The following is a 21772-nucleotide window of genomic DNA, read 5'->3' as shown; positions in this document are numbered from 1 at the left end:
AGGGCCCCTCCGGGGCACGGCGGGGCGGGGAGGTTTTTCTTAGTCATTGAACCGCCGCGGGGGCGTCCCTTCGGGGGCGGCAGCGTTCATCGTTGTTGGGAAATGAAAGGCATCTATCGATATATCTAAAAAGGGAGCCCCGCGGAGAATCAATTACCGGTATTCTGTCTAAACAACAGACACGCGATAAGGAAAAGGGGGAAAAATCGCGAATCTTATATTAACGAAAATTAGAGAGAACTCAATATATATGATGATGATATTTTATAAATAAATGGATTTTATTGGAGAATTTTAAAAATTAAATCGAGATGATTGCCTTGCGTGAAATAATAATTCTATTTTTCTCACTTATTTTATTTGGATTATTGGGATCTTTCATACTTCTACTTAATTCTTGGATAATTCTACAGTCATTTTTCGAGTTTATAAAAAAATTTACCTTATTTTCATCATTTGATTATACAATTCTATTTTTCGTCATTGAGTTGATATTCTCTTTATTACCTCTAATTTTCATTGTACGCTATTATAAAGATCCTGAAAGAAAACCTTCCACGTTAATAAAAATTATTACTGCATATTCCTGTATTTTACTAATTTTAGTCCTTTTTAACGGTTTTGGAGCAATCGCAATCCAAAAAAATTCTGTAACAACATTCCCATTTGATCAAACCAATAATCCTCGTGAACAAATTTTGACACTTTGGTCATTAACAAATAGTCAAAGTGTTCTCAATTGCTCTCAAAATTTGACAATTAATAACGCTGTTGTCTGCGATTTAAATAATAATACATTAAGAATTACAGATTGGATTACTCTTTTAATAGCAATAATTGCTACAATTGGCGCTTTTATTATTATTTTAGAGATTATTCGGACAAAAGCGAGTTTATTTTCCAAGTTTATGGATTCTGATGATGATGACAGAAATAAGATGTCATATTTCATTTATTCTGCGATATTGACCATTGTAATTGCTTTAATTATTCTGAATTTTGGCAGTATAGTTCTTATTAAAGAAAATTGGTATCAATTCACTTTCTTGATTCTGATCATAGGCATTTTATTCATATCTTTAATTGTTATATCAGAATTAAAGGAAAAGATTTCATTAGATAATCCGTATCAAAAGATCGAACAAATTAATTTTTCATATGATAACAATGAAGACAATATTAAAATATACTTCAAGATTTTAGATCAATTGGATTTTTGGACGTTTATTCTCTCAGGTTTTGCGCTTGTTGTAACAATATCCTTACAATTTTCATTGTTGATTTTTTTTATCATATTGATCTGTTTGATGTTTAGTCATTTTTTTTACAATGCAATTCTGAATATTCCCTACGAAAAATACTCAATTTTCTTAAAAGTAGATTGTGTCAATGAGGATTTATCAAATATATACATAATCAAAACAACAAAAGATACCATGACGGTGTTAACGAAAAATAATGAGACAATTGTTGTAATGAAAAATGCGATATCTCATCAAAAATCTTGGAATAGTAGTCTAAAAGATAACAAATAATATTATCCCTATTTTCTTGCATTTTCCCCTTATTCCTCGTATTTCCCCACCATCATGCTAAGCCTTAGCACACACAAATATATACCCCCGGCATCATACAATAGAGTATGCAGGACGAGTGCTACAGCATTCATGAGGGTTTTTTTGCCCGTGAAGGCCTTTATCTCCACTAGTTCACCCGCCCGTTGCATAGAGTCATCCGTTTCTGAACAGTCTGAAGCCAATACCGCAGGGTATCGCTTTAGCGTTTTTGGTTTTTATTATTGGTATCGTTAAGCCCTCTGGTTCGCTTTTATATATCGCGAAGGCAGAGGGAGGAGTTGTTGTTTACTATGAGAGGAAAAGAAATTCGTCTGGAAAGAATCATGAACCGCAATACGAAAAAGACCATCATCGTACCGATGGATCACGGGGTCTCGGACGGGCCGATCCCGGGCCTGATCGATATGGGCCAGACCGTCAACATGATCGCAGACGGCGGGGCAAACGCGGTGATCGGGCACGTGGGGCTTGCCCTGCATGGGCATCGGCAGGGTGGCCGCGACATCGGCCTGATCCTGCACCTGTCGGCAAGCACCAAGCTTGCGCCGGACCCGAACAGCAAGGTGCTGGTCAACTCCGTGACCAATGCCCTTAAGATGGGAGCCGATGCGGTCTCGATGCATGTCAACATCGGGGCGGAATCCGAAGAGCGGATGCTGCAGGACCTGGGGACGGTCGCGGTGGAATGCATGGAATGGGGCATGCCGCTCCTTGCCATGATGTACCCCCGGGGCAAGAACATCAGTGTCGCAAACGATGTCGATCACGTCAAGCTCGCAGCCCGGGTGGCAGCAGAACTCGGCGCAGATATCGTCAAGACGGTGTACACCGGTGACCCGGAGTCGTTCCGGGAAGTGACCCGGGGCTGCCCGGTGCCGGTCGTGGTGGCCGGAGGTTCAAAGACGGATGACCGCACAACATTGGAACTGATAGAAGGGGCGATGGCAGGCGGGGCAGCCGGCATCTCGATCGGCAGGAACGCCTTCCAGCACAAGAACCCGGCAAAATTCGTGCGGGCCGCTGCCTGCATTGTACATGCGAACAAGAGCGTTGAAGAAGCACTGGAAATACTGAAGTGATTACCATGATCGGAAAGGACATCAGGATCGAGCGGATAATGGACAGGAACACGGGCCGGGCTGTCATCGTGCCAATGGACCACGGCTTTTCCATGGGACAGATTGACGGACTCCTCGACATGACGCAGGTCATCTCGGACGTGAGCAACGGGGGCGCAAACGCGATCATCCTCCACAAGGGGCTCGTCAAACGCGGGCACCGGAAGCACGGCCGCGATATCGGCCTCTTCATCCACCTCTCGGGCAGCACTTCGTTAAACCCGGACCCGAACGACAAGGTCCAGGTCTGCACGGTGGAAGAAGCCATCGCGCTCGGGGCTGACGGGGTCTCCATACACATCAACCTCGGCTCGCCCAATGAATCCAAGATGCTGGAGATCGGTGCCAATGTTGCACGGGACTGCAACCGCTGGGGCATACCGCTCCTGATCATGAGCTACCCGCGGGGCAAGGGCATCGACTCGTTCTCGCCGCAGACAATCGGCCACGCGGTCAGGGTTGCCGAGGAGCTGGGCGCTGATCTGATCAAGACCAACTACCCCAACGACCCGGCGGCATTCGGGAAGATCGTCAAGGCCTGCTCGGTGCCGGTCTTTATCGCGGGCGGGGAAAAGTGCGCAGATCTCGAATCCTTAAACATCATCCGGGACTCGGTCAATGCCGGGGGCGCCGGGGTCTGCGTGGGAAGGAACGCCTTCCAGCGCAAAGATACCAAGGCGTTCGTCCAGGCACTCTGCAACGTGGTGCACCACAACGTGGACCCGGCAAAGGCGCTGGAGCAGCACAAATGAAACAGTTCTGGGTCGACGTCCGCCCCTGGAACAAGGAGATTGCAACAACGGCCATCGAGAGCGGTGCGGATGCACTGGTTGTTGACAAGGCCGAAGATGTCAAGCGCCTTGGCCGGATCGCAACCATTGCACCGGATGGCGATATCAGGCCCGGCACCGATGTCACGGAATGCACTATCACCGATAAGGCCAGCGAGAACAAGGCGGCACAGCTCGGGAAGCACCAGCCCGTCATCGTAACCACGAGCGACTGGACCGTCATCCCACTCGAAAATCTCGTGGCCCAGTCAGACCACATCATCGCCCGGGTAAAGAACGTGGCAGAGACCGAGATGGCAATCCATGTGCTGGAGAAAGGCGTGTACGGCATCCTCCTCAGCACGACCGATCCCGCCGTGGTCAAAGCAGTGGCCGCGATCCTCAAGAGCACGACCGGAAAAGTCGGCCTCATTCCGTTCACGGTCACAAAAATCCACCCGGTCGGTATGGGAGACCGGGTCTGCGTGGACACCTGCTCGATGCTCTCCGATGGCGAGGGCATGCTGATGGGCAATACCTCGTCGGCCATGCTGCTCGTCCACGCCGAAACGCTGGAAAATCCCTACGTTGCCCCGCGCCCGTTCCGGGTGAATGCCGGCGCTGTGCATGCCTACATCCTGCTCCCCGATGGTAAGACCGCGTACCTCTCGGATCTCTCCATTGGCGGGCAGGTGCTGGTCTCTGATGCGAAAGGGACCGCACATACGGTCGTCATCGGCAGGACCAAGATCGAACGCCGCCCGCTCCTGCTCGTGGAAGCAGCAGCCGGGAAAGCCAAGGTCAGCCTCGTGCTCCAGAACGCAGAGACGATACGCCTTGTTAAGGAGGACGGGAGCGCGATCTCGGTCGTGCACCTTGCCCCGGGTGACAAAATTATGGGCTGCGCCCTTGAAGGCGGCAGGCATTTTGGGATGGCCGTAAAAGAGACCATCCGCGAGAAGTGACCATGAAGGCAGGCATCATCGGGGGTACCGGCAGGATGGGCAGGCTCTTTGCCCGGGTATTTGAAAACGTCGGGTACGAAGTGCTGGTCTCCGGGAGAAAGACGACAGTCACCGGTGCCGACATTGCACGGCAGTGCGATATCGTGATCATCTCGGTCCCGATCCGGGAAACGGTAAAGGTCATCGAAGCAATCGCACCGCTCATGCGGCCCGGCCAGCTCCTCTGCGATTTCACGTCGCTCAAGGTGAGACCCGTGGAAGCAATGCTCAGGTCTGAAGCGGACGTGATCGGTCTCCACCCGATGTTCGGGCCGACCGTGAAGTCCATCAGCCGCCAGACCATCATTGTCTGTCCGGCCCGGGCAGACGAAGCCCGCGTGGCAGCACTTATCGGGATCTTTGAGGCGCAGGGCGCGATCTGCACGATTGCAACGCCGGAAGAACATGACCGGATCGTGGCCGTGGTGCAGGGCCTCACGCACTTTGTCACGCTCTGTATGGCAGACACGGTCCGCAGGCTTGGCGTGGACCTCATGAAGACCGGACAGTTCGAGAGCCCCGTATACCAGATCGAGCTCTCGCTCGTGGGCCGGCTCCTCTCGCAGGACCCCGCGCTCTATGCCGACATCCTCCAGCAGAACCCCTATGTGCCGGAAGTCCTTGCAGCCTGCCGGAGTTCCGCAGCAGACCTCGCCGCGATCGTGGATGCAAAAGACCCGGAGCAGTTCCGGGCATTCTTTGAGAAGAACAGCCGCCACCTTGGCAGCTATTGCGAGGAGGGCCAGAAGACAACCGATGCCCTGATCGAATGCATGGTGAACCGATGAAACTCCTCACGCTCGGACCGGAAGGCACGTTCTCCCACGAGATGGCCCTGAAACTGAACCTCGTAAAACCCGGAGAGATCGTCTTACTCCCCACCATCCACAGCATCATGGCCGCAGTAGCGAGAGGCGACGGGGACGGCATTGTCCCGATGGAGAACTCCGAGGCGGGAAGTGTGGGCGAGACGCTCGACGGTCTCTCGCGGCACCCGCTATTCATTACAGGAGAGATGTACATGCCCATCCACCACAACTTAGCCTCGCTCGTCCCGCTGGAAGAGATCCGTGTCATCTACGCCCATCCCCAGACCCACGAGCAGTGCAGCGAAGCAATTGAGAAGTGGGGCGTGCCGGTCATCCACACGAGCAGCAATGCATCGAGTGCGCTGGAGGCAAAAAAGACCCCGAACGCAGGCGCCCTCATCCCGGTCATTGCGGCCGGGCTCTACCACCTGCCCGTGCTCGTCCGGAACACCGAGAACAATGCCGGCAATACCACGCGGTTTGTCCGGATCTCCCCTGCCCCCCTGCCGGACAAAACCCCGGAAAAGTGCAGCATCCTCATCGATCCCAACGCGGACCGGTCCGGCCTGCTCCATGACCTGCTCGAAGCCTTTGCCAAAAGGAAGATCAACCTGACCCGGATCGAGTCCCGGCCATCCAAGCGGAAGATTGGCGAATACGTCTTCTTCCTCGATACCACGTGGTCGGCAAAGACTGCCGAAGCAATCAAAGAACTCAAAACCATCACCGGGGTCAAGGAACTCGGCTGTTACCGGAAGATCGGGGTGGAATCATGATAGTCACTCCCGCACGGGTCACCAGCGTGGACCTGGAAGTAACCGCACCATCATCCAAGAGTTACACCCACCGGGCACTCATAGCAGCAGCTCTTGCCGAAGGAAAGACCACCATCTTCCGACCGCTTGAAGCGGAAGATACCCGGCTGACCGAAGGAGCCCTCCGGTTGCTCGGCGCTGTTATTGAAGACCAGCCGGGAAGGATGCTGGTCACCGGTTGCAGGGGATCCCTGCCGAACCGCAGGCCGACAACCCTTGACCTCGACAACTCCGGCACCAGCCTCCGGCTGCTGACCAACCTTGCCCTGCTCTGCCAGTTCCCGGTGACCCTGACCGGTAGCGCCCGTATGCAGGAACGTCCTATCGGGCCCCTTGCCGGGGCTCTCCCGGCCCTTGGCGGGACTGTGGAATTCCTGCAAAAAGACGGTTACCCCCCGCTCCGCGTGAGCGGGAAACTGCTTGGTGGGCCGGTGGTGATCGACGGCTCCATGAGCAGCCAGTTCATCTCCTCAATCCTGATGGCGGCTCCCTATGCGGAAAAGGAAGTCGAAGTCATCATCCCGACCCCACCGGCATCGGCCTCGTACCTCGACATCACGCTCAGCGTAATGGAAGCGTTCGGGGCAAAGGTTGAGCGGACCGGTTACGAGCGGTTCGTTGTCAGCACCGCTGACCGCTACAAAGCCCGGCGCTATACCGTAGAGGGCGACTACTCCTCCGCCTCGTACTTCTTTGCCCTTGCCGCCATCTGCGGCGGGAAAGTGATGGTAAAGAACCTGGCCCCCGCATCCGTGCAGGGCGACCGCAGGTTCCTCGACGCGTTAGAGGCAATGGGGTGTAAGGTAACCTATGGCGGGAAGTCGGTTACGGTGGAGAAATCCGGTGCACTCAACGGCATCACGTTCGACATGAGCTCATCGCCCGACACGGTTCAGACCATCTGCATGGTGGCAGCAATGGCCGGCACGCCCACCACCCTCACGGGCATCGGACATTTAAAATTCAAGGAAAGTGACCGTATCAGTAGTACCGCAGAGCGGCTGCGATTGCTAGGCGGGGACGTGCAGGTATCGGATGACAGCATCACGATACGACCTGCCCCCCTGCATGGCGGGACGATAGACCCGGCAAACGATCACCGCACCGCGATGAGTTTTGCCGTACTGGGCTGCGGTATCGGGGGAGTTACCATAGAAAACGCAGAGTGCGTGAACAAGTCATTCCCGGAGTTCTGGCTCATGCTGAAACAGGCAGGGGTGCTGCCATGAAGCGGATCGTACTCACCGGGTTTCGCGGAACGGGCAAGACTGAAGTGGGAAAAGTCCTTGCCAACCGGCTGAACGTGCCGTTGCTCGATACTGATGCACAGGTCGAGGCAAAGACCGGCAGGTCCATTCCCTCCATCTTTCACGAGGAGGGCGAGGAACGGTTCCGGGCCATGGAACGCGAGGTGATAGCATCCCTTCCCCCCGACAATGTTGTGATCAGCACGGGTGGCGGAGCCGTGATCGATCCAAAGAACATGGAGCACCTGCGCCGGCAGAGTGTCATGATCCTCCTCACCGCAGATATCGATGCCATCGAACAGCGGCTGGCAAGATCCCCCCGCCCGCCGCTGACCAGCCTCCCGCTCCGGGAAGAGATTGCCGAACTCCTGGACCGCCGCCGCCAGAATTATTACGCATCAGCGGATTTCTGCGTAGACACCAGCGAGACAACGGCTCAGGCTGCAGCAGAGAAGGTGCTGCATTTCCTTGCCTTTGGGAATTCCACGCTGGAGCAGCGTACTACCGCTGTGCAATTCTTCAGGACAGGGCGGATTCCACCCCCCGCACTCACAAAACTGGAACAGGTGCTTACGGGCGATGACCGTGACCCGCAGACCCGGGTCATGGGTGTAGCCGGTTACCCTTGCGCCCACAGCAAGAGCCCGGCACTCTTCAACGCGCTCTTCGAACGCTATGGCCTCAACTACCACTACACCTGGTTTGAAGACCCGGAGATCGATGAGATCATGCGGGTGGCCCGGTGCACCGATGCAAAAGGACTCTCGGTAACGATCCCGTTCAAGCAGGACGTGATGGAGTATGTCGATGAGGTGGATGAACACGCGGCCCAACCGATCGGTGCCGTGAACAGCGTGGTCTTTGCCTGCGGGACAGCAATCGGCTATAACACCGACTGGCTGGGTGTCAGAAAACCCCTCGTCCACCTGAAGGGGGTAAAAGCGGTGCTGCTCGGGGCCGGGGGGGTAGCTGCGGCTGCTGCGTATGCATTGGTCGACCTCGATATGGAGGTGACCATCCTGAACCGGACACCGGCAACGGCAAAAGCGCTGGCCGACCGGTTGGGCTGCAAGTCAGCCGACTGGGATTCCTTTGACAGCATAAAACCGGACCTGGTGGTCAATGCCACCCCGCTGGGCATGGAACCGGATACCCGGAGCCCGCTTCGCGAGGATCAGGTTCAGCCCAACATGACGATTTACGATCTGGTCTACACCCCTCCGGTGACTCCTCTCATCCAGGCAGCCCGGAAGAAAGGGTGTCACACCATCCTCGGCACCGAGCTGTTCATCCACCAGGCGCGTGAACAGTTCTATCTCAACTTTGGCATCGATGTCCCGGACAGCGTAATCAGGGAGCTGGTAGCATGAACACCTTTGGCAGAAATTTCAGGATCACAACATTCGGAGAGAGCCACGGCCCGGCAGTCGGCGTTGTTATTGACGGTTGCCCGGCCGGCCTGGCACTTGCAGAGAACGATATCCAGCCGCTCCTTGACCGGAGACGCCCGGGCACGTCGCCGCTCAGCTCGCCCCGCAAGGAGAGCGATAAAATCGAGATTCTTTCCGGCGTATTTGAAGGAATGACCACCGGCACACCGATAGCCCTTATGGTCAGGAACGAGAACCAGCAGTCAAAGGACTACGAGGAACTCCGGGAGAAATTCCGCCCGGGCCACGCTGATTTCACGTGCCAGGAAAAGTACGGCATCCGGGATCACCGGGGCGGCGGCAGGAGTTCAGGACGCGAAACACTCGCACGGGTGGCAGCCGCTGCCGTGGCAATGAAGTGCCTTGCTGCCCGGGGGATTGCCGTTAAGGGGACCATCAGCGAAGTGCATGGCAAAACCGATCCAGCAGAGATGGAACAAGAGATCCTTGACGCAAAGGCAGCCGGGGATTCTGTTGGCGGCATCGTGCAGCTGACCGCAACCGGCTGCCCCATTGGTCTTGGCGATCCGGTCTTTGGGAAACTGGACGCCCTGATCGCCGGCGCGATGATGGGAATCGGCGCAGTCAAAGGTGTTGAAATCGGTGACGGATTTGCTGTTGCACGAACGTTCGGCAGCGGGAACAACGACCCGATGACGGCTGACGGATTTTCAAGTAATCATGCGGGAGGGATTCTCGGCGGAATCTCATCCGGGCAGGACATTATCGTGAGAATTGCCGTCAAACCCACACCATCCATTGCAAAGCTCCAGCAGACCCGTGACATCCACGGCAATGTTTGCGAGATATCTGTTGGCGGCAGGCATGATCCCTGCATTGTCCCCCGCATCGTACCGGTGGCTGAAGCCATGCTGGCACTCGTGCTCATCGACTGCGTGCTGGAACAGGGGAAATACACGAAGTAAAAACACCCCGGGTAAGAACCAGTACAGGGAATCCTGATATGATGGCACGGACCCGGGTGCTACCCGGACAGGAATCCCTGCGATAATCCTTGCCATCATTCTCCTCATTATCGTAATTTTTCCTTTTTTCGACGGTGTTAAAAGCATTTCCAGCAGCGGCTGGGACAGTAATCCCATCACAGTTTTTTCTAAGATTATTCTGTCCAGCCGGGCCAACCCAACGGAAAATATATAAAATCACTGATAAGAAAAGAACAAACTATGAAATATATTCTTTTTATCGTATTACTGGTGGCAGTCCTGGTAACTGCCGGATGTACCGGGGAAAACCAGACTTCCGCAGTTACACCGACCCCGCAAATCGTATATGTGACGGTCCTCGTAACGCCAACTCCGCAAATAACAACAGAAACACCAGAAACAACTGCCCTCCCAACCCCGGACACATCCGCAGAACGAAAGATTACTGACGGGTACTGGTGCCGGGATACTACGATGAATATCGGGACGGCATCCACCAAAATAACAGAATGCTACCGGTTCTTTTCTGACGGGACCTACAAATGGGGATACTCTCCCGGATGGCCTATGGGAAAATCACTGAGTTGTTCCGGTGATCCGAGTGAAAAATGTACCTATATATTGAATGGGAGAGGCCAGTACGAAGTCGAGGGAGGATACATGTACACATTAACCGGTGATTCGCTCATTGATGCTCACGATCCTCCGTACTTCCTATGGTCTGCCGGGGGAATACCATAATATTCCACAACCATTTTTCCCGGTGTTTTTTTTATTAACAGACAATTGACTATGACAATCCAATAAAAAAATTCTTCTTTTATGACGGATAAATGCCGCGAAGACTGTAAATCTCAGATCTGTAGAAAAGCGATACTTTCTGGCAAAGACAATTCTTCAAAATAAGGATTTTTCTAATAATACCCGCCACCAAGTGCGAGTTCGTCCAGCACCTTATAGCGGACTCCGGCAGATATGACAAAAACCTCGCACCGGTCATTTGCTTTTGTGCCCTGGACAATAATTTCATCGCCGGGCAGGGGTTTCTTACCATCACTCATCACATATTCCGTGGAAGTACCATCTGAAGTGTATACCCGCATGAGGATCTTATTAGTGAATCTCTCTCCCGGTCCGCCCTGGTATTGTAAATGGATTTCCGATGTTGGACGATCTTTTGAGAGCACCACATTTACCTGCTGGTCACCGGGCATGGTCTGGATGCGTTCGGTTGTCGGGATTACAGAGGGGGTCGCTGTTGGCGGGGTGACAATCACCGGTTCAGTAGTGGGTACGGGCGTAGGCACCGCTGTTGCAGGAGCAGGTGCACCGGCATCGGAAGTGCAGCCCGATGAGAGGATGCACAGCAGGATTACGAGAGCGGGTATCAGGGTTTTCACACGATTCATAGCTAAAGGCTTGTTGTTTGTTTCTATTTCTGATTTGCGCCAGCAGGAGTATGCACGAACGAGTGAGATATGGCGTGGCAAAAAGAAACCAAATCGATTCCGTGCAGGCTCTGGATAACGAAAGGTAAAAATGTGGGAGGTTCACCGGGGCAACATGCCGGTCACCGTTTTATTTTCCATGTGCGAGACCCATTCGGTAAACCCGCCTTCGTACATCACCACATCCGGGTACCCGAGATACCATTTCAGGATAAGAAACACAGTAACTGCGGTCCGTCCCGTGCCACAGGAGCAGATAATCCTCTTTTCCGGCGAGATATCCGATCCGGCAAGGATAGCGCGGATCACTCCTTCCGGTTTTAAGAGAGTAGGATTATCCGGATCCAGCAGGCGGATTGCCGGAAGGTTGACTGCCCTGGGAATATGACCCGGTCTTCTCCATGGCCCCTGCCCCTCGTACCACGCTGCCGGCCGGGTATCCAGCAGTACTACGGCGGGGTCATTTTTGATGCGGATGCACTCTTCGTACCCAATGAAAAGATTAACCGGCACCTCAACCATAAACGGCGACGGGGTGGACACCCCAAAATCCTGTGCCAGAGGGTAGCCTTCGGCCCGCCACTGTTCGAGCCCGCCATCGAGTATCATCACCCGCCGGCACCCGAACCGGACAAGAGAATAGGCGATGATCCCGGCTTCCATACCGTCACCGGCTGCTGCGGCGGATGCATTTGCCGGCCGGTTCGCTGAATAGACAACGATCGGATTATCCTGCCCCAACCCAAGCGTCCGGAACAGCACCTGTGCCGCTTCGGCAGGAATCCAGCGAACCGGCATCCCGCCGATATGCATCCGGAGCAATCCTTCATGGAGGTAGATGGCACCGGGGATATGCTCCGTAAAATAGGCATGACTGTTCTGCCGGCAATCGATGATAACCAGCCCGGGATCGTTCCGGTGCGCATCAAGCCATTCCGGAGTAACCCAGCTGACAATGCTTTTATCCGGACTTTTTGGATCAGTCTCTTGCATAGAACTTAATCATCCCCAGATGAGTTCGTTTCCCGGCGGACGTATTGTAGTAACGCTCTTTTTCACCGGAATAGTTATAGCTTATGCATAAGAGGAAATTGAGATCAGGGATGCATCCTGCCTTGCGATGTATTTCCCGCAGCACATATTGTGCTGGTTGCATTATCAGCAGAAAAAAATCTAAAAAAATTATCCCAGCAGCAGTTTCTTCAGCTGGACAAATTCTTCGACCGTGTACTGTCCCTCTGCTGTGGTCTCCCCCATGTGACAGTATACCAGTTCAGAGCCAAAAAGCGGCAGCACTGCCCGGGCATAGCGGAACGCAGAGCCCATGACCCCACAGCAGATCGGTTGTTTCACTGCGTGCGTGAACGCGATAAGCTCGATGACATCATCGGCAGTTGACGGCGTCATAATAATCTTGACAATATCCCCGTATGCCCGGAGTTCGCGTTCCATGACAAACAGCACATGGAGAGGCATCATGATGGGTGCATGGTGGGACGCGATGATCTTTGTGCCTGCTTCCTTTACGGAGACAGCATTTTTTACAAACGATTGTTCCACGTCCACGTAATCGACAAGGGAGATGATCGGCCGGATCTTCTTCTCCCATTCCGCGCCATCGCCAAAGAACTGCCCGCCCTCACGCCCGGAGCGCAGGGTAGCAATTATGGGCAGCGAACAGGTTTTTTTGCACTGTTGCACCAGCTTTTTGGGATCCCCTTTCATCAGGTCGAACCGGAGTTCAATCATATCGGCGCCCTGTTCCTGTGCCCGGGATGCCAGGCGCGGATCCGTAAGCGCTGCAACGATCTTCATGTACCGTGGTGTTGGCCGGCTATTCACAAAAAGATACCCCGGACAACCCTGCGGGCAATCTGTCCGGAGAGTGTATCTCACGGGCAGGTTCTTTGCAGTCTGCCGGAAGATACCAGTTTATCCCTTTTTAAGCAGATAGATCTACCAGATCCATGGACTGCAGCGCGATTCCCCCCTATATCCGCCCGGTTACCGGTGCGATTGCAAAATGCCTGGGATTCGTTGTTCTCCTTCCGGTTGTTGCAGCCGTCATCTTCTCCCAGTCAGTTCCGGCGACACTGGCTCTCATCGCAAGTACGCTCATCATCGAATATGGTGCAGCTCCCATCGGCATCGGTCTTGGCCTTCACCCGGTATTTGTCCTCGGGGTGCTTACCTCGGTTGCGCTGGGAATAATCCTGTTTCTCTTCGACCTGTTCGATACGCTGGGCCGGCATTCCGATCGGGTGGGACGATTTCTTGCACGGTCAGAGGAGAAGGCAAAGCAATCCGAACTTCTTTCAAAATATGGCATATACGGGCTTGTTCCCTGTGTCCTCACGCTCGGGTTCTATGTCTGCCCTCCGGTCTCGTGGGTCTGTGCATGGCGCCGGGATTATTCGATTCTCCTGACCATGGGAGGATATATTGCGATCTCGCTCATCCTTATCCTTGCAACACTCGGATTATTCAGCATCATCTTCCCCTGACGAGGAATCGTTTTGACCGCACCTGCTAAAACTCCTGCAAAAAAAACCCTGCCCGAGCTGCTCGCCCCGGCCGGCTCTCCCGAAGCATTCCGTGCCGCCATTGCCGCGGGAGCTGATGCGGTCTACCTGAGCGGGAAGCGGTTTGGCGCCCGGAAATTTGCTGCCAATTTTTCCGATGCGGAGATCGAAGAGGCAGTGAACTTTGCCCATGCCCGCGATGTGCGGGTCTATGTGACGGTCAATACCCTCATCCATGACCGGGAGATTGCCGGGACGGTTGACTATCTCATCTGGTTGTATTCATTGGGTGTGGATGCAGTCCTTATCCAGGACATCGGGATCGCGGCACTGGCACGGGAGATCATCCCCGGACTCGTTATCCATGCATCCACCCAGATGACCATCCACAATGCAGAAGGCGTGAGATGGGCAGCAGAACAGGGATTTTCCCGGGTTGTGCTTGCACGGGAGCTTGCGCTGGCAGAAGTGGAGCAGATTGCCACCGATACAAAGGATTCCGGTGTCGGGCTCGAAGTGTTTGCCCACGGGGCACTCTGCTACGGGTATTCCGGGCAATGCCTTCTTTCATCTGTCATCGGGGGCCGGAGCGGGAACCGGGGGATGTGTGCCCAACCGTGCCGGAAACCCTACACGCCGGTCACTGCCACTACCGATGCGTATGGAAGACCGGGACCGGTGCAGGTAATTCCCGGCAAAGGGCAGTATCTCCTCTCGCCAAAGGATCTCTGCACGTACCGGCACCTGCCGGCACTGGTTGCTTCCCCGGTTGCTTCGCTCAAGATTGAAGGAAGGATGAAATCTCCTGAGTATGTGGCAACGGTCGTAGCTGCATACCGGCGGGCTCTCGATGCCATTGCAGCATGGGACAAGACACCTCTCCCGGACGAGATGGATAATCTCCTCCTCGCGTTCAACCGGGGTTTTACGTCCGGCTATCTCTTTGGGGACCGGCACCGGGCACTCATGGGCCGGGATGCTCCCGACAACCGGGGATTGTATATCGGGAAGGTAAGCCGGTATGATGCAAAAGTGAGAAGTGCATCGATCAAGCTCGAGAGCGGGATGATCCCAAAGCCCGGAGACGGGCTTTTTTTCAAGGATTATGAACGGCCGGATGAGCAGTTCGGGTTCGCTCTTAATACCGTCCCGACCCGGACTGGAGGAGAGATCCAACTTGCCGTCCCGCAGCCAGTGAGTCCGGGCACCCGGGTATACATCACGTCATCCATTGACCAGGCAGCCCATGCCCGGCAGATCATCAGCCGCCCTGCGACAGCACTGCGCCACCCGGTGCCGCTCGATCTGACCGTTCGTGTGGAGGACAACGGCCGGTTGATACTCGATGGCTGTATCCACACGGGCAGCGGGCGGGAAATCGCCATTACCCATACACCGGGTATCACGCTCGTACCGGCAGAATCCCGGCCGCTCACTGCTGAACAGATGGAACAGCAGATGAGAAAGAGCGGAGGCACCCCGTTTGTCATTGAAGCGGTGAATGTGCAGTACCGGGGTGATCTCTTCGCCCCGCTTGCGGACCTGAACCGGGCACGAAGAGAGTTCCTTGCACTCGCTGAATCTGCCCTTGTAGCTGCATCCCGCCCACCGGCAGAACTGGTTGAACAGGCAACGTCCCGCTGGCAGGCACTGGAGGCCAACTATCCTGCGACACACACTTCCATTTCCCCTGTCAAACCAATGGTCCCGCTCTGTCTTGCTGTATATGTGGATACTCCCGAAGCGGTCCGGGCAGCAGCAGAGTCCGGAGGTAACCGGGTATATTTCGAACCGGACATACCGGTTTCCGGTAAGGTTTCGTGCAGCAGTCAACCCCGGAAAGCCGATACAGAAGAGCAGATCGTGGCTGCCGTTGAACAGTGCCGGGCCCATGACATCCCGCTTGTCTGGAAATTTCCCCGGATAACCCGGACCGCATTTTCCGACAGGGTTCTTCCGCAGGTGCCGCAGATAGCGGAGCGAGGAATTGCAGGAATCATGGTGGAAAACCCGGGCATGATCGATGCTCTTCACCGGATCGCACCAAAGGGTAAAATCTCCGGGGCAACCGGTCTCAATGTGTTCAACCATGCAACGGCAGAAAAACTCTCCTCCCGTTGTCACCTGCTCACCCTTTCGCCGGAACTTTCCCGGGATGAAATACGGCTCCTGATCTCTGCTGCCCGATCACAGGGGCCTGACACCCGGTTTGCCCTGATTGTGCAGGGTGTCAGTGAGGCAATCATTACCGATGACTGCCTGCTGGAACCCTTCCTGCACTGCCGGGGTGCTGCAGAAAAACTGCAAGAAGTGCCGGGAATCTTTTACGGGATCCGGGACTCCACCGGCCATGTTTTTCCGGTTCGCATGGACAGCGAATGCAGGACCCATATCGGCAACGCCGCTGAGCTCTGCCTTTTGGATCACCTCCCGGAAATCCAGGACATGGGTATCAGCGAGGTCGTGATCGATGCCCGGGGAAGACCCGCAGCCTATGTCCTTGAGATGACTCGCATATACCGCGAAGCTCTGGACATCATTGCAGCCCAAAAACCCGTCACGGGAAAACCGTTGCAGGCACTCAAAGACCGGATTAAAAGGATCTCCTGCGATGAGATTACCGCGGGTCATTTCATCCGGGGGCTCAAAGAATCATAAGAACACGCTTCTGCACTGAGGGGGTATTTTTAAAAACCTTCATCAGGTAAAAAAGATCAATCGTGTAAACAGGACTAAAAAATCATTAAAGGAGTAGCAGAAATGGCTTCACCACTGATCCTTGTCAACCTGAAAACATACCGGGAGGGAATGGGCAACCGTGCCCACATGATCGCACAGGCGGCAGAACTCGTGGCGCGCGAAAGCGGGGCGGTTATTGGCATCGCACCTTCGTATATTGATCTCCATCCGCTCAGCCACCACTTTGCCATTCCGGTCTATGCACAGCACGTGGACGGGTGCGAACCCGGCGCAAATACCGGGCATATCACGGTCGATGCAATTAAAACTGCCGGTGCTGCCGGATCGCTCGTGAACCACTCGGAACGGCGCCTCACACTTGCCGATATCGAAGCATCGGTCAGGGGCCTTGCAGCGCATAAACTCATCTCAGTGGTCTGCACAAACAACGAAGCGGCCAGTGCCGGGGCCGCGGCACTCGGTCCGGATTACGTTGCCATTGAGCCACCGGAACTTATCGGCAGCGGGGTCTCGGTCTCAAAAGCAAATCCCGATATCATAAAGCGCTCGGTTGCCGCAGTGCATGCCGTAAATCCAAAGGTAAAAGTGTTGACCGGTGCGGGTATCCAGTCAGGGGAATGTGTGAAGATTGCCGTAGATCTCGGAACAGATGGCGTGCTGCTCGCATCAAGCGTAGTAAAAGCCAAAGATCCCGGCGCCATTCTCCGGGATCTCGTCTCAAAACTTTAAAAAGGTGAATTTTTTAAAGGCGTACTATTTTTTTTTGAGTACTGTTATTTGAGGAACAGGTACCAAAATCCGACAATCACTACAAATATCACAATACCGATTCCGATTACGGTCATACTGCTGATCTCATTTGACTCTTCTGACATGTGATACACCTCCTTAATGGATTAAACCTTGATATCTAATCCTTAAAGTATTGCTATAAATATTCTTCTCATTGCGTTTGCAGGTCTTTCCAGCTATTCGGGAGGATATTCTGTTAAAAGGGATATCAGGCAGGGAAAAATGAGGGGATCAGACAATCAGCGAGATCAGGTCATGCTTGGTAATAACGCCACGGACAATCCTGCCCTCTACTACCAGCACTGCGTGGTTCTGCTGGAGGATATTGATCACCGTCTCAACATCCATATCGGGGGGTACGGTGGGAAATCCCGGTTCCATGAAATCCCGCACAATGAACAGGTGAGTCTTGTGGAGACGCTGCTGCTCGATTGCCTTGACGATCACGGTTTCTGAAATGCACCCGACAGGAACGCCCCGTTCAATGACCGGCAGCTGGGAGATATTGTTTTTCTCAAAGATCTCAACTGCGCGGGTGATTGCGTCCTGCGGCTGGACGGAGAGCACGGGCATATGCATGATCTGCAATGCCTTGATCTTCTTGGGCTCGGCGCTGTTGAGCACAACGATGATCTTGTTGAGCGTGCTGATACGGGGGTCTACATTTCCTGCTTCGATCCTTGCTACCATCGACTGGCTGATACCTGCCCGCCGGGCCAGTTCAGTCTGTTTCAGGCCCAGTGATTCGCGGCGCGTGCGAAGTTCTTCGGGAGTTGGTATATGCATCCTGATTACTGATGGTTATAGAAAGTAATCAATCTTATGCTCATCATTGCATATCCATGACGATAATTCATACAATACGCGCTTGCCTGACGGGCAATGGGCGAATTGGCGGTTAAACAGAGAGGCTCATGATATGAATCACGCTCATTTTCCTCAACGCTCATGCAAAATTCTTTAAACAGCACTGCGTATAGCTATCAACGATAATCCAATCCATGTATTATTGGATTTGTGTTCCATATGACCGATTGTCTCGCTGAAGATGACGATGAAGAGCACCATCCGGTGTCTCTTACCGATTTTATTGTATACCCTGTCACTCAGGGTAGAGAACGAAGAATTGATTGTTTCGACAGGGAGGGGCTCCTGTACTCTTCCAGCCGGGATCCATTTCACCTGACCCTGCCGGGCAATGTAAGGGTAACCGGCCCGGTTGTTCAGGGCCGCTGTTCTTTCGGGTTGATGGGCCTATGAACAACAGGGTGGGAAAAACCCCGTTCCCGGAAAAAATATCTCTCCAGCAGTACGAAGGTTACGGCGCTGTTGCATTGGCCAACGCCTTCCTGGCTGCAACCATCAAGCCCGCACAATCCCTTTCACCCGGAATAGCGGCAGTAAAACCTCCTGCAAAAACAAACGGCAGGAAAAACCATGTGCTGCTGAAAGATTCCCTGTTTATTCTCAAACGGGGTGAGCAGTCTCACGTAGTCAGTGAAGATTATTCGTACAAGACCGATACGTACTATACCATCCTGCAGAGGGAGATGAGAGGAGAGAATATACTACCCTCAAGCAGTGCAGTGATTGATGCATTTGTGGTGCCTATCTGCCTTGAACGGGCAAAACTTGCCGGTATCCCGGTCTGTGAATGGGCAATCTCACAGGCCTATGTGCCGCTCCCGGCCATCATCTATGGCCTGAACTATTTTGCCACTTCATCGGAGTATGCGGCAGTGTATAACAATGAGACCGCAAAAGAAGCGGTCAGGCACCTCACCAACAAGGGAAAATACCCGTTCTGTTACCAGAAACTGGATGAAGGTGCGGAGATCTGCAAGTGCACGGCAATATTCGGACAGACGACCGGTCAGAATGATGCGGTAGCGCAGATTGCAGGGAAGATCTATGCCCTCTTTGCTATTCCACTCGTGCAGATGGTACTGGTGAAAAACAGGGGCCACTATACCCTTTCTTCCCTGTCTCCCACCCGCTATTCTCACCTGCCGGAGAACGAACGCGTAATCCTTGAGGCGTACCTGACCCACCAGGAGTTCCTATGAACCGGCTGGGCATCTTTGTTGACCGGAAAACCCTTTCGAATTCCGAGCAGTTAAACGCCCTGATCCGGTGCCGGGATGTGGCCGAGTCCCTGGGGCATACGGCGAATTTTATCTTCCCGGTAGACATCCACAAGATCAAAAAGATGGATGCACTCTTCATCCGGGCCCGGACCGACCCGATGAACATCACGTACGTAGCTGCACAGATGGCCAGGTTTCATGGTATCCCGGTCCTCGATGACCCGGAATCGATCCGGTGCTGTTCGGATAAGATCAACATGTACTCCCGGTTGATCAAAAAGAACATCTCGCTTCCAAAGACCGTCTTTTTGCCAAAACAGGAACTGAATGTCGAACGGGTCACAAAACTTTTCGATGAACTCGGCACCCCCCTTGTGTTGAAAGAGCCTTCCACGTCATTCTCGCTTCGTGTCGAAAAAGTGAATGATATTGCAGATTTTTTCAAGGTGGCCCACCGGTTCATCAAGCTCTCGGACTGGATCGTTGTCCAGCAATACATAGAAAGCAAATATGACTGGAGGATCGGGGTGCTGGACGGCAAATTGCTCTATGCGTGCAAATACACGATACCTTCGGTCACGTTCAAGATACAGGCCTCGGTCAACGGCCATATCGTGTATTGCGGGGTTGACAGTGTGCCTCCCGAAGAGGTCCCGCCCCACGTGATCCAGCTGGGAATCGATGCGGGCAATGCCATCGGCCGGGGGCTATATGGCGTGGATATCAAAAATAATAACGGAGATGCGTACGTGATTGAAGTGAATGACAACCCCTCTATTGAGAGCGGGGAGGACGATTGTTACCCCCGTGTTTTTGAGAATATTATATCCCATCTTTTTGCAGCGTGATTTTTTATGGAAGACTGGTTATTACGAGCTGAAACTATCTGTATGGAATGCGGCGGTCACTGCTGCGATGAGGCCCATCCCCCGGTATCATCCGCGTGTTGTGAACGGCTGACCACGGCCGGGGTCTCTCCGGATGTTTTTGAATTTGTCGGGTACAAGCGGTTGAAAACCCGGGAAAATGGTGAATGTGTCCTCTCAAAGAATGGTAAATGCAGCATTCATGCCATCAAGCCCGAGACCTGCCGGTCCGGGCCGTTTACCTTTGATATGAACGGTGACATGATCGCAATTTACCTCAAACATGAGCGGATATGCCCGATTGTCGGCCTGTTAAAAGAAGTGCCCGAGGCGTACCAACAGCAGTACGACCTCGCAGTCAGGAGCATCACCCACCTTGTCCGGAACCTGAGCGAAGACGAGCTTGCGGTGATCTGTGCCATTGAAGAGCCGGATACTGACAAAGTGGCAGAAATACCACGATAAATCCTGATTATGACGACAGGCACGGAGCATGAGTTCTCCATCAATGATTGCCGGTTTAATCCCTTACCGGTCTCTGATGAGATCATAAAGACAATCTGCGGAAGATACGAGGGCGAGATTCTCTTTGGGGATGTAAAACTGGGAAAGGAACTCCAGAAGACCGTGCTTGAGATCATTCCCCGTTCACCCGCAGAAGATCTCTGTGTCCTTGAAGCCCACCTGATGGGAGGAATAAGGAAATTTTTCCGGATATTTCCCGACCAGTACCGGCTGCTGGGTCTCGGCATGCACCCGCTGCTCCGGCTGGAACAGACTGCGGTCTGGGACCATGACGAGAGAGAATATTATGAGGTGTACGACCGGCTTTTTAACCTGCGGCAGCATGGCTGGCTGAACATCCAGGCGCTCCAGATCAATCTCTCGTACAAAAACAGCCAGGATCTCATCAGCCAGTATAACCGGCTCTGCTGCCTGATCCCCTATCTGGTCGCCATCACTGCATCATCGCCTTTTGTGGAAGGAAAACTGACAGGCTCCATGGACAACCGCCTGTTGTACTACCGCGAGAACCAGAAAAAGATGCCACGGATCTGCAACGGGATTATACCGGAAACAATCCAGTCGGTCAGGGATTACCGCACCTCGCAGGAAGAGATTTTCACGGAACTGCGCGAGCAGGATGCCGGCATACTCTGCGAGGAATGGCTCAATTCCAGCGGGTTGATCATCCGGTTCTCAAGAAAGTGCCTTGAGATCAAGGCGCTTGATGAGCAGGAGTGCATCCATTCGGATATGGCAGTCTGTGCATTTGTCCGGTCCCTGCTCCGGTGCCGGAAGCTTCCGGTTGAAACCGACCGGGATGCACTCCTGGCACTTATGGAGAATGCCATCCAAAATGGCACGAGCGGGCTGAAGCCGGAACTCGAAAAACTGTATAACGAAGCATGGAAACATGCCACCGATGACGAACGCCAGTACCTGCCGGTGATCCGGCACCGGATCCAGAAGGGAAGTCTTGCCGAGCTCATGCGGTATCGCTATAACAAAAATCCGGCACTATTACCGATCCTGTCAGATATGGCCACATGCCTGAGAAAAAACCAGCCTTATGCAACCCGTTAAACCGATACGGCCCGACAATAACAACACTTAATACTCCATTGCATGTATCCAAT

General features: G+C 53.6%; 21 protein-coding genes. 17 read left to right on the top strand and 4 right to left on the bottom strand.

Annotated elements, in window-relative coordinates; all coding sequences use genetic code 11:
* The first annotated feature begins 311 nt into the window (after nucleotides 1-311).
* The 10 genes from CVV30_03680 (at nucleotide 312) to CVV30_03635 (ending at nucleotide 10458) form a co-directional block, all read left to right on the top strand.
* Entirely contained in the window at nucleotides 312-1535 is a 1224-nt protein-coding gene (locus tag CVV30_03680) for a hypothetical protein (protein PKL70466.1), read from the top strand.
* 332 nt (nucleotides 1536-1867) lie between these two features.
* Nucleotides 1868-2656 (top strand): fructose-bisphosphate aldolase, encoded by a 789-nt coding sequence (locus CVV30_03675; GenBank protein ID PKL70465.1) that lies wholly within the window; start codon nucleotides 1868-1870, stop codon nucleotides 2654-2656.
* Between the two features lie 5 nt (nucleotides 2657-2661).
* Complete coding sequence (locus CVV30_03670; protein PKL70955.1) at nucleotides 2662-3447, top strand: fructose-bisphosphate aldolase; 786 nt, start codon at nucleotides 2662-2664, stop codon at nucleotides 3445-3447.
* Nucleotides 3444-4430, top strand: a complete 987-nt coding sequence (locus CVV30_03665) for a 3-dehydroquinate synthase II (GenBank protein PKL70464.1) — start codon at nucleotides 3444-3446, stop codon at nucleotides 4428-4430. Before CVV30_03670 ends, CVV30_03665 begins: the two co-directional genes overlap by 4 nt.
* Before the next feature lie 2 nt (nucleotides 4431-4432).
* Complete coding sequence (locus tag CVV30_03660) at nucleotides 4433-5257, top strand: prephenate dehydrogenase/arogenate dehydrogenase family protein (GenBank protein ID PKL70463.1); 825 nt, start codon at nucleotides 4433-4435, stop codon at nucleotides 5255-5257.
* Complete coding sequence (locus CVV30_03655) at nucleotides 5254-6054, top strand: prephenate dehydratase (GenBank protein ID PKL70954.1); 801 nt, start codon at nucleotides 5254-5256, stop codon at nucleotides 6052-6054. Before CVV30_03660 ends, CVV30_03655 begins: the two co-directional genes overlap by 4 nt.
* The gene (gene aroA / locus CVV30_03650) at nucleotides 6051-7322 is read left to right on the top strand and encodes a 3-phosphoshikimate 1-carboxyvinyltransferase (protein PKL70462.1); all 1272 of its coding nucleotides are present in this window, start codon (nucleotides 6051-6053) and stop codon (nucleotides 7320-7322) included. Before CVV30_03655 ends, aroA begins: the two co-directional genes overlap by 4 nt.
* Entirely contained in the window at nucleotides 7319-8710 is a 1392-nt protein-coding gene (gene aroE, locus CVV30_03645; GenBank protein PKL70461.1) for a shikimate dehydrogenase, read from the top strand. The genes aroA and aroE overlap by 4 nt, the downstream gene beginning before the upstream one ends.
* Entirely contained in the window at nucleotides 8707-9696 is a 990-nt protein-coding gene (gene aroC, locus CVV30_03640) for a chorismate synthase (protein ID PKL70460.1), read from the top strand. Before aroE ends, aroC begins: the two co-directional genes overlap by 4 nt.
* Before the next feature lie 261 nt (nucleotides 9697-9957).
* Nucleotides 9958-10458 (top strand): hypothetical protein, encoded by a 501-nt coding sequence (locus tag CVV30_03635; protein ID PKL70459.1) that lies wholly within the window; start codon nucleotides 9958-9960, stop codon nucleotides 10456-10458.
* Between the two features lie 173 nt (nucleotides 10459-10631).
* Here CVV30_03635 and CVV30_03630 read toward each other — a convergent pair whose 3' ends face one another.
* From CVV30_03630 to CVV30_03620, 3 genes are all read right to left on the bottom strand, one after another.
* Nucleotides 10632-11126 carry a hypothetical protein gene (locus tag CVV30_03630; protein PKL70458.1) on the bottom strand — a complete coding sequence of 165 codons (495 nt, stop codon included), beginning with the start codon at nucleotides 11124-11126 and terminating at the stop codon, nucleotides 10632-10634.
* Between the two features lie 141 nt (nucleotides 11127-11267).
* Nucleotides 11268-12158 carry a sulfurtransferase gene (locus tag CVV30_03625; GenBank protein PKL70457.1) on the bottom strand — a complete coding sequence of 297 codons (891 nt, stop codon included), beginning with the start codon at nucleotides 12156-12158 and terminating at the stop codon, nucleotides 11268-11270.
* Nucleotides 12159-12347: 189 nt separating this feature from the next.
* A complete protein-coding gene (locus CVV30_03620) occupies nucleotides 12348-12980 on the bottom strand; it encodes a 3-dehydroquinate dehydratase (protein ID PKL70456.1) in 633 nt (210 codons plus the stop codon).
* Nucleotides 12981-13132: 152 nt separating this feature from the next.
* On the opposite strand from CVV30_03620, the gene CVV30_03615 reads away from it, so the two are divergent.
* From CVV30_03615 to tpiA, 3 genes are all read left to right on the top strand, one after another.
* Nucleotides 13133-13669, top strand: coding sequence for a hypothetical protein (locus CVV30_03615; GenBank protein PKL70455.1), 537 nt, complete (start codon nucleotides 13133-13135; stop codon nucleotides 13667-13669).
* 12 nt (nucleotides 13670-13681) lie between these two features.
* Complete coding sequence (locus tag CVV30_03610; GenBank protein ID PKL70454.1) at nucleotides 13682-16345, top strand: peptidase U32; 2664 nt, start codon at nucleotides 13682-13684, stop codon at nucleotides 16343-16345.
* Nucleotides 16346-16447: 102 nt separating this feature from the next.
* On the top strand, nucleotides 16448-17116 hold the full coding sequence (gene tpiA / locus CVV30_03605; GenBank protein PKL70453.1) for a triose-phosphate isomerase: 669 nt from the start codon (nucleotides 16448-16450) through the stop codon (nucleotides 17114-17116).
* Nucleotides 17117-17410: 294 nt separating this feature from the next.
* Here the strand turns inward: tpiA and CVV30_03600 are convergent, their stop codons facing one another.
* Entirely contained in the window at nucleotides 17411-17965 is a 555-nt protein-coding gene (locus CVV30_03600) for a transcriptional regulator (protein ID PKL70452.1), read from the bottom strand.
* 470 nt (nucleotides 17966-18435) lie between these two features.
* Between CVV30_03600 and CVV30_03595 the strand changes: the two genes are divergently transcribed.
* Genes CVV30_03595 through CVV30_03580 form a run of 4 tightly spaced genes read left to right on the top strand, consistent with a single transcriptional unit; the run spans nucleotide 18436 to nucleotide 21719 of the window.
* A complete protein-coding gene (locus CVV30_03595) occupies nucleotides 18436-19245 on the top strand; it encodes a hypothetical protein (GenBank protein ID PKL70451.1) in 810 nt (269 codons plus the stop codon).
* Nucleotides 19242-20114 (top strand): RimK family alpha-L-glutamate ligase, encoded by an 873-nt coding sequence (locus tag CVV30_03590; GenBank protein PKL70450.1) that lies wholly within the window; start codon nucleotides 19242-19244, stop codon nucleotides 20112-20114. Before CVV30_03595 ends, CVV30_03590 begins: the two co-directional genes overlap by 4 nt.
* 6 nt (nucleotides 20115-20120) lie before the next feature.
* A complete protein-coding gene (locus CVV30_03585; protein ID PKL70449.1) occupies nucleotides 20121-20597 on the top strand; it encodes a YkgJ family cysteine cluster protein in 477 nt (158 codons plus the stop codon).
* A gap of 9 nt (nucleotides 20598-20606) precedes the next feature.
* Nucleotides 20607-21719, top strand: coding sequence for a hypothetical protein (locus CVV30_03580; protein ID PKL70448.1), 1113 nt, complete (start codon nucleotides 20607-20609; stop codon nucleotides 21717-21719).
* Nucleotides 21720-21772: the final 53 nt, after the last annotated feature.

The sequence above is a fragment of the Methanomicrobiales archaeon HGW-Methanomicrobiales-1 genome (assembly GCA_002839675.1).
Classification (GTDB): domain Archaea; phylum Halobacteriota; class Methanomicrobia; order Methanomicrobiales; family Methanospirillaceae; genus Methanoregula.
This window is presented reverse-complemented; position numbering and strand designations above follow the sequence as displayed.

What these genes read in the sequence shown, in the direction of transcription:
- CVV30_03680 (PKL70466.1), top strand. Translation starts at nt 312, where the DNA reads ATGATTGCCTTGCGTGAAATAATAATTCTATTTTTCTCACTTATTTTA.
- CVV30_03675 (PKL70465.1), top strand. Translation starts at nt 1,868, where the DNA reads ATGAGAGGAAAAGAAATTCGTCTGGAAAGAATCATGAACCGCAATACG.
- CVV30_03670 (PKL70955.1), top strand. Translation starts at nt 2,662, where the DNA reads ATGATCGGAAAGGACATCAGGATCGAGCGGATAATGGACAGGAACACG.
- CVV30_03665 (PKL70464.1), top strand. Translation starts at nt 3,444, where the DNA reads ATGAAACAGTTCTGGGTCGACGTCCGCCCCTGGAACAAGGAGATTGCA.
- CVV30_03660 (PKL70463.1), top strand. Translation starts at nt 4,433, where the DNA reads ATGAAGGCAGGCATCATCGGGGGTACCGGCAGGATGGGCAGGCTCTTT.
- CVV30_03655 (PKL70954.1), top strand. Translation starts at nt 5,254, where the DNA reads ATGAAACTCCTCACGCTCGGACCGGAAGGCACGTTCTCCCACGAGATG.
- aroA (PKL70462.1), top strand. Translation starts at nt 6,051, where the DNA reads ATGATAGTCACTCCCGCACGGGTCACCAGCGTGGACCTGGAAGTAACC.
- aroE (PKL70461.1), top strand. Translation starts at nt 7,319, where the DNA reads ATGAAGCGGATCGTACTCACCGGGTTTCGCGGAACGGGCAAGACTGAA.
- aroC (PKL70460.1), top strand. Translation starts at nt 8,707, where the DNA reads ATGAACACCTTTGGCAGAAATTTCAGGATCACAACATTCGGAGAGAGC.
- CVV30_03635 (PKL70459.1), top strand. Translation starts at nt 9,958, where the DNA reads ATGAAATATATTCTTTTTATCGTATTACTGGTGGCAGTCCTGGTAACT.
- CVV30_03630 (PKL70458.1), bottom strand. Translation starts at nt 11,126, where the DNA reads ATGAATCGTGTGAAAACCCTGATACCCGCTCTCGTAATCCTGCTGTGC.
- CVV30_03625 (PKL70457.1), bottom strand. Translation starts at nt 12,158, where the DNA reads ATGCAAGAGACTGATCCAAAAAGTCCGGATAAAAGCATTGTCAGCTGG.
- CVV30_03620 (PKL70456.1), bottom strand. Translation starts at nt 12,980, where the DNA reads ATGAAGATCGTTGCAGCGCTTACGGATCCGCGCCTGGCATCCCGGGCA.
- CVV30_03615 (PKL70455.1), top strand. Translation starts at nt 13,133, where the DNA reads ATGGACTGCAGCGCGATTCCCCCCTATATCCGCCCGGTTACCGGTGCG.
- tpiA (PKL70453.1), top strand. Translation starts at nt 16,448, where the DNA reads ATGGCTTCACCACTGATCCTTGTCAACCTGAAAACATACCGGGAGGGA.
- CVV30_03600 (PKL70452.1), bottom strand. Translation starts at nt 17,965, where the DNA reads ATGCATATACCAACTCCCGAAGAACTTCGCACGCGCCGCGAATCACTG.
- CVV30_03595 (PKL70451.1), top strand. Translation starts at nt 18,436, where the DNA reads ATGAACAACAGGGTGGGAAAAACCCCGTTCCCGGAAAAAATATCTCTC.
- CVV30_03590 (PKL70450.1), top strand. Translation starts at nt 19,242, where the DNA reads ATGAACCGGCTGGGCATCTTTGTTGACCGGAAAACCCTTTCGAATTCC.
- CVV30_03585 (PKL70449.1), top strand. Translation starts at nt 20,121, where the DNA reads ATGGAAGACTGGTTATTACGAGCTGAAACTATCTGTATGGAATGCGGC.
- CVV30_03580 (PKL70448.1), top strand. Translation starts at nt 20,607, where the DNA reads ATGACGACAGGCACGGAGCATGAGTTCTCCATCAATGATTGCCGGTTT.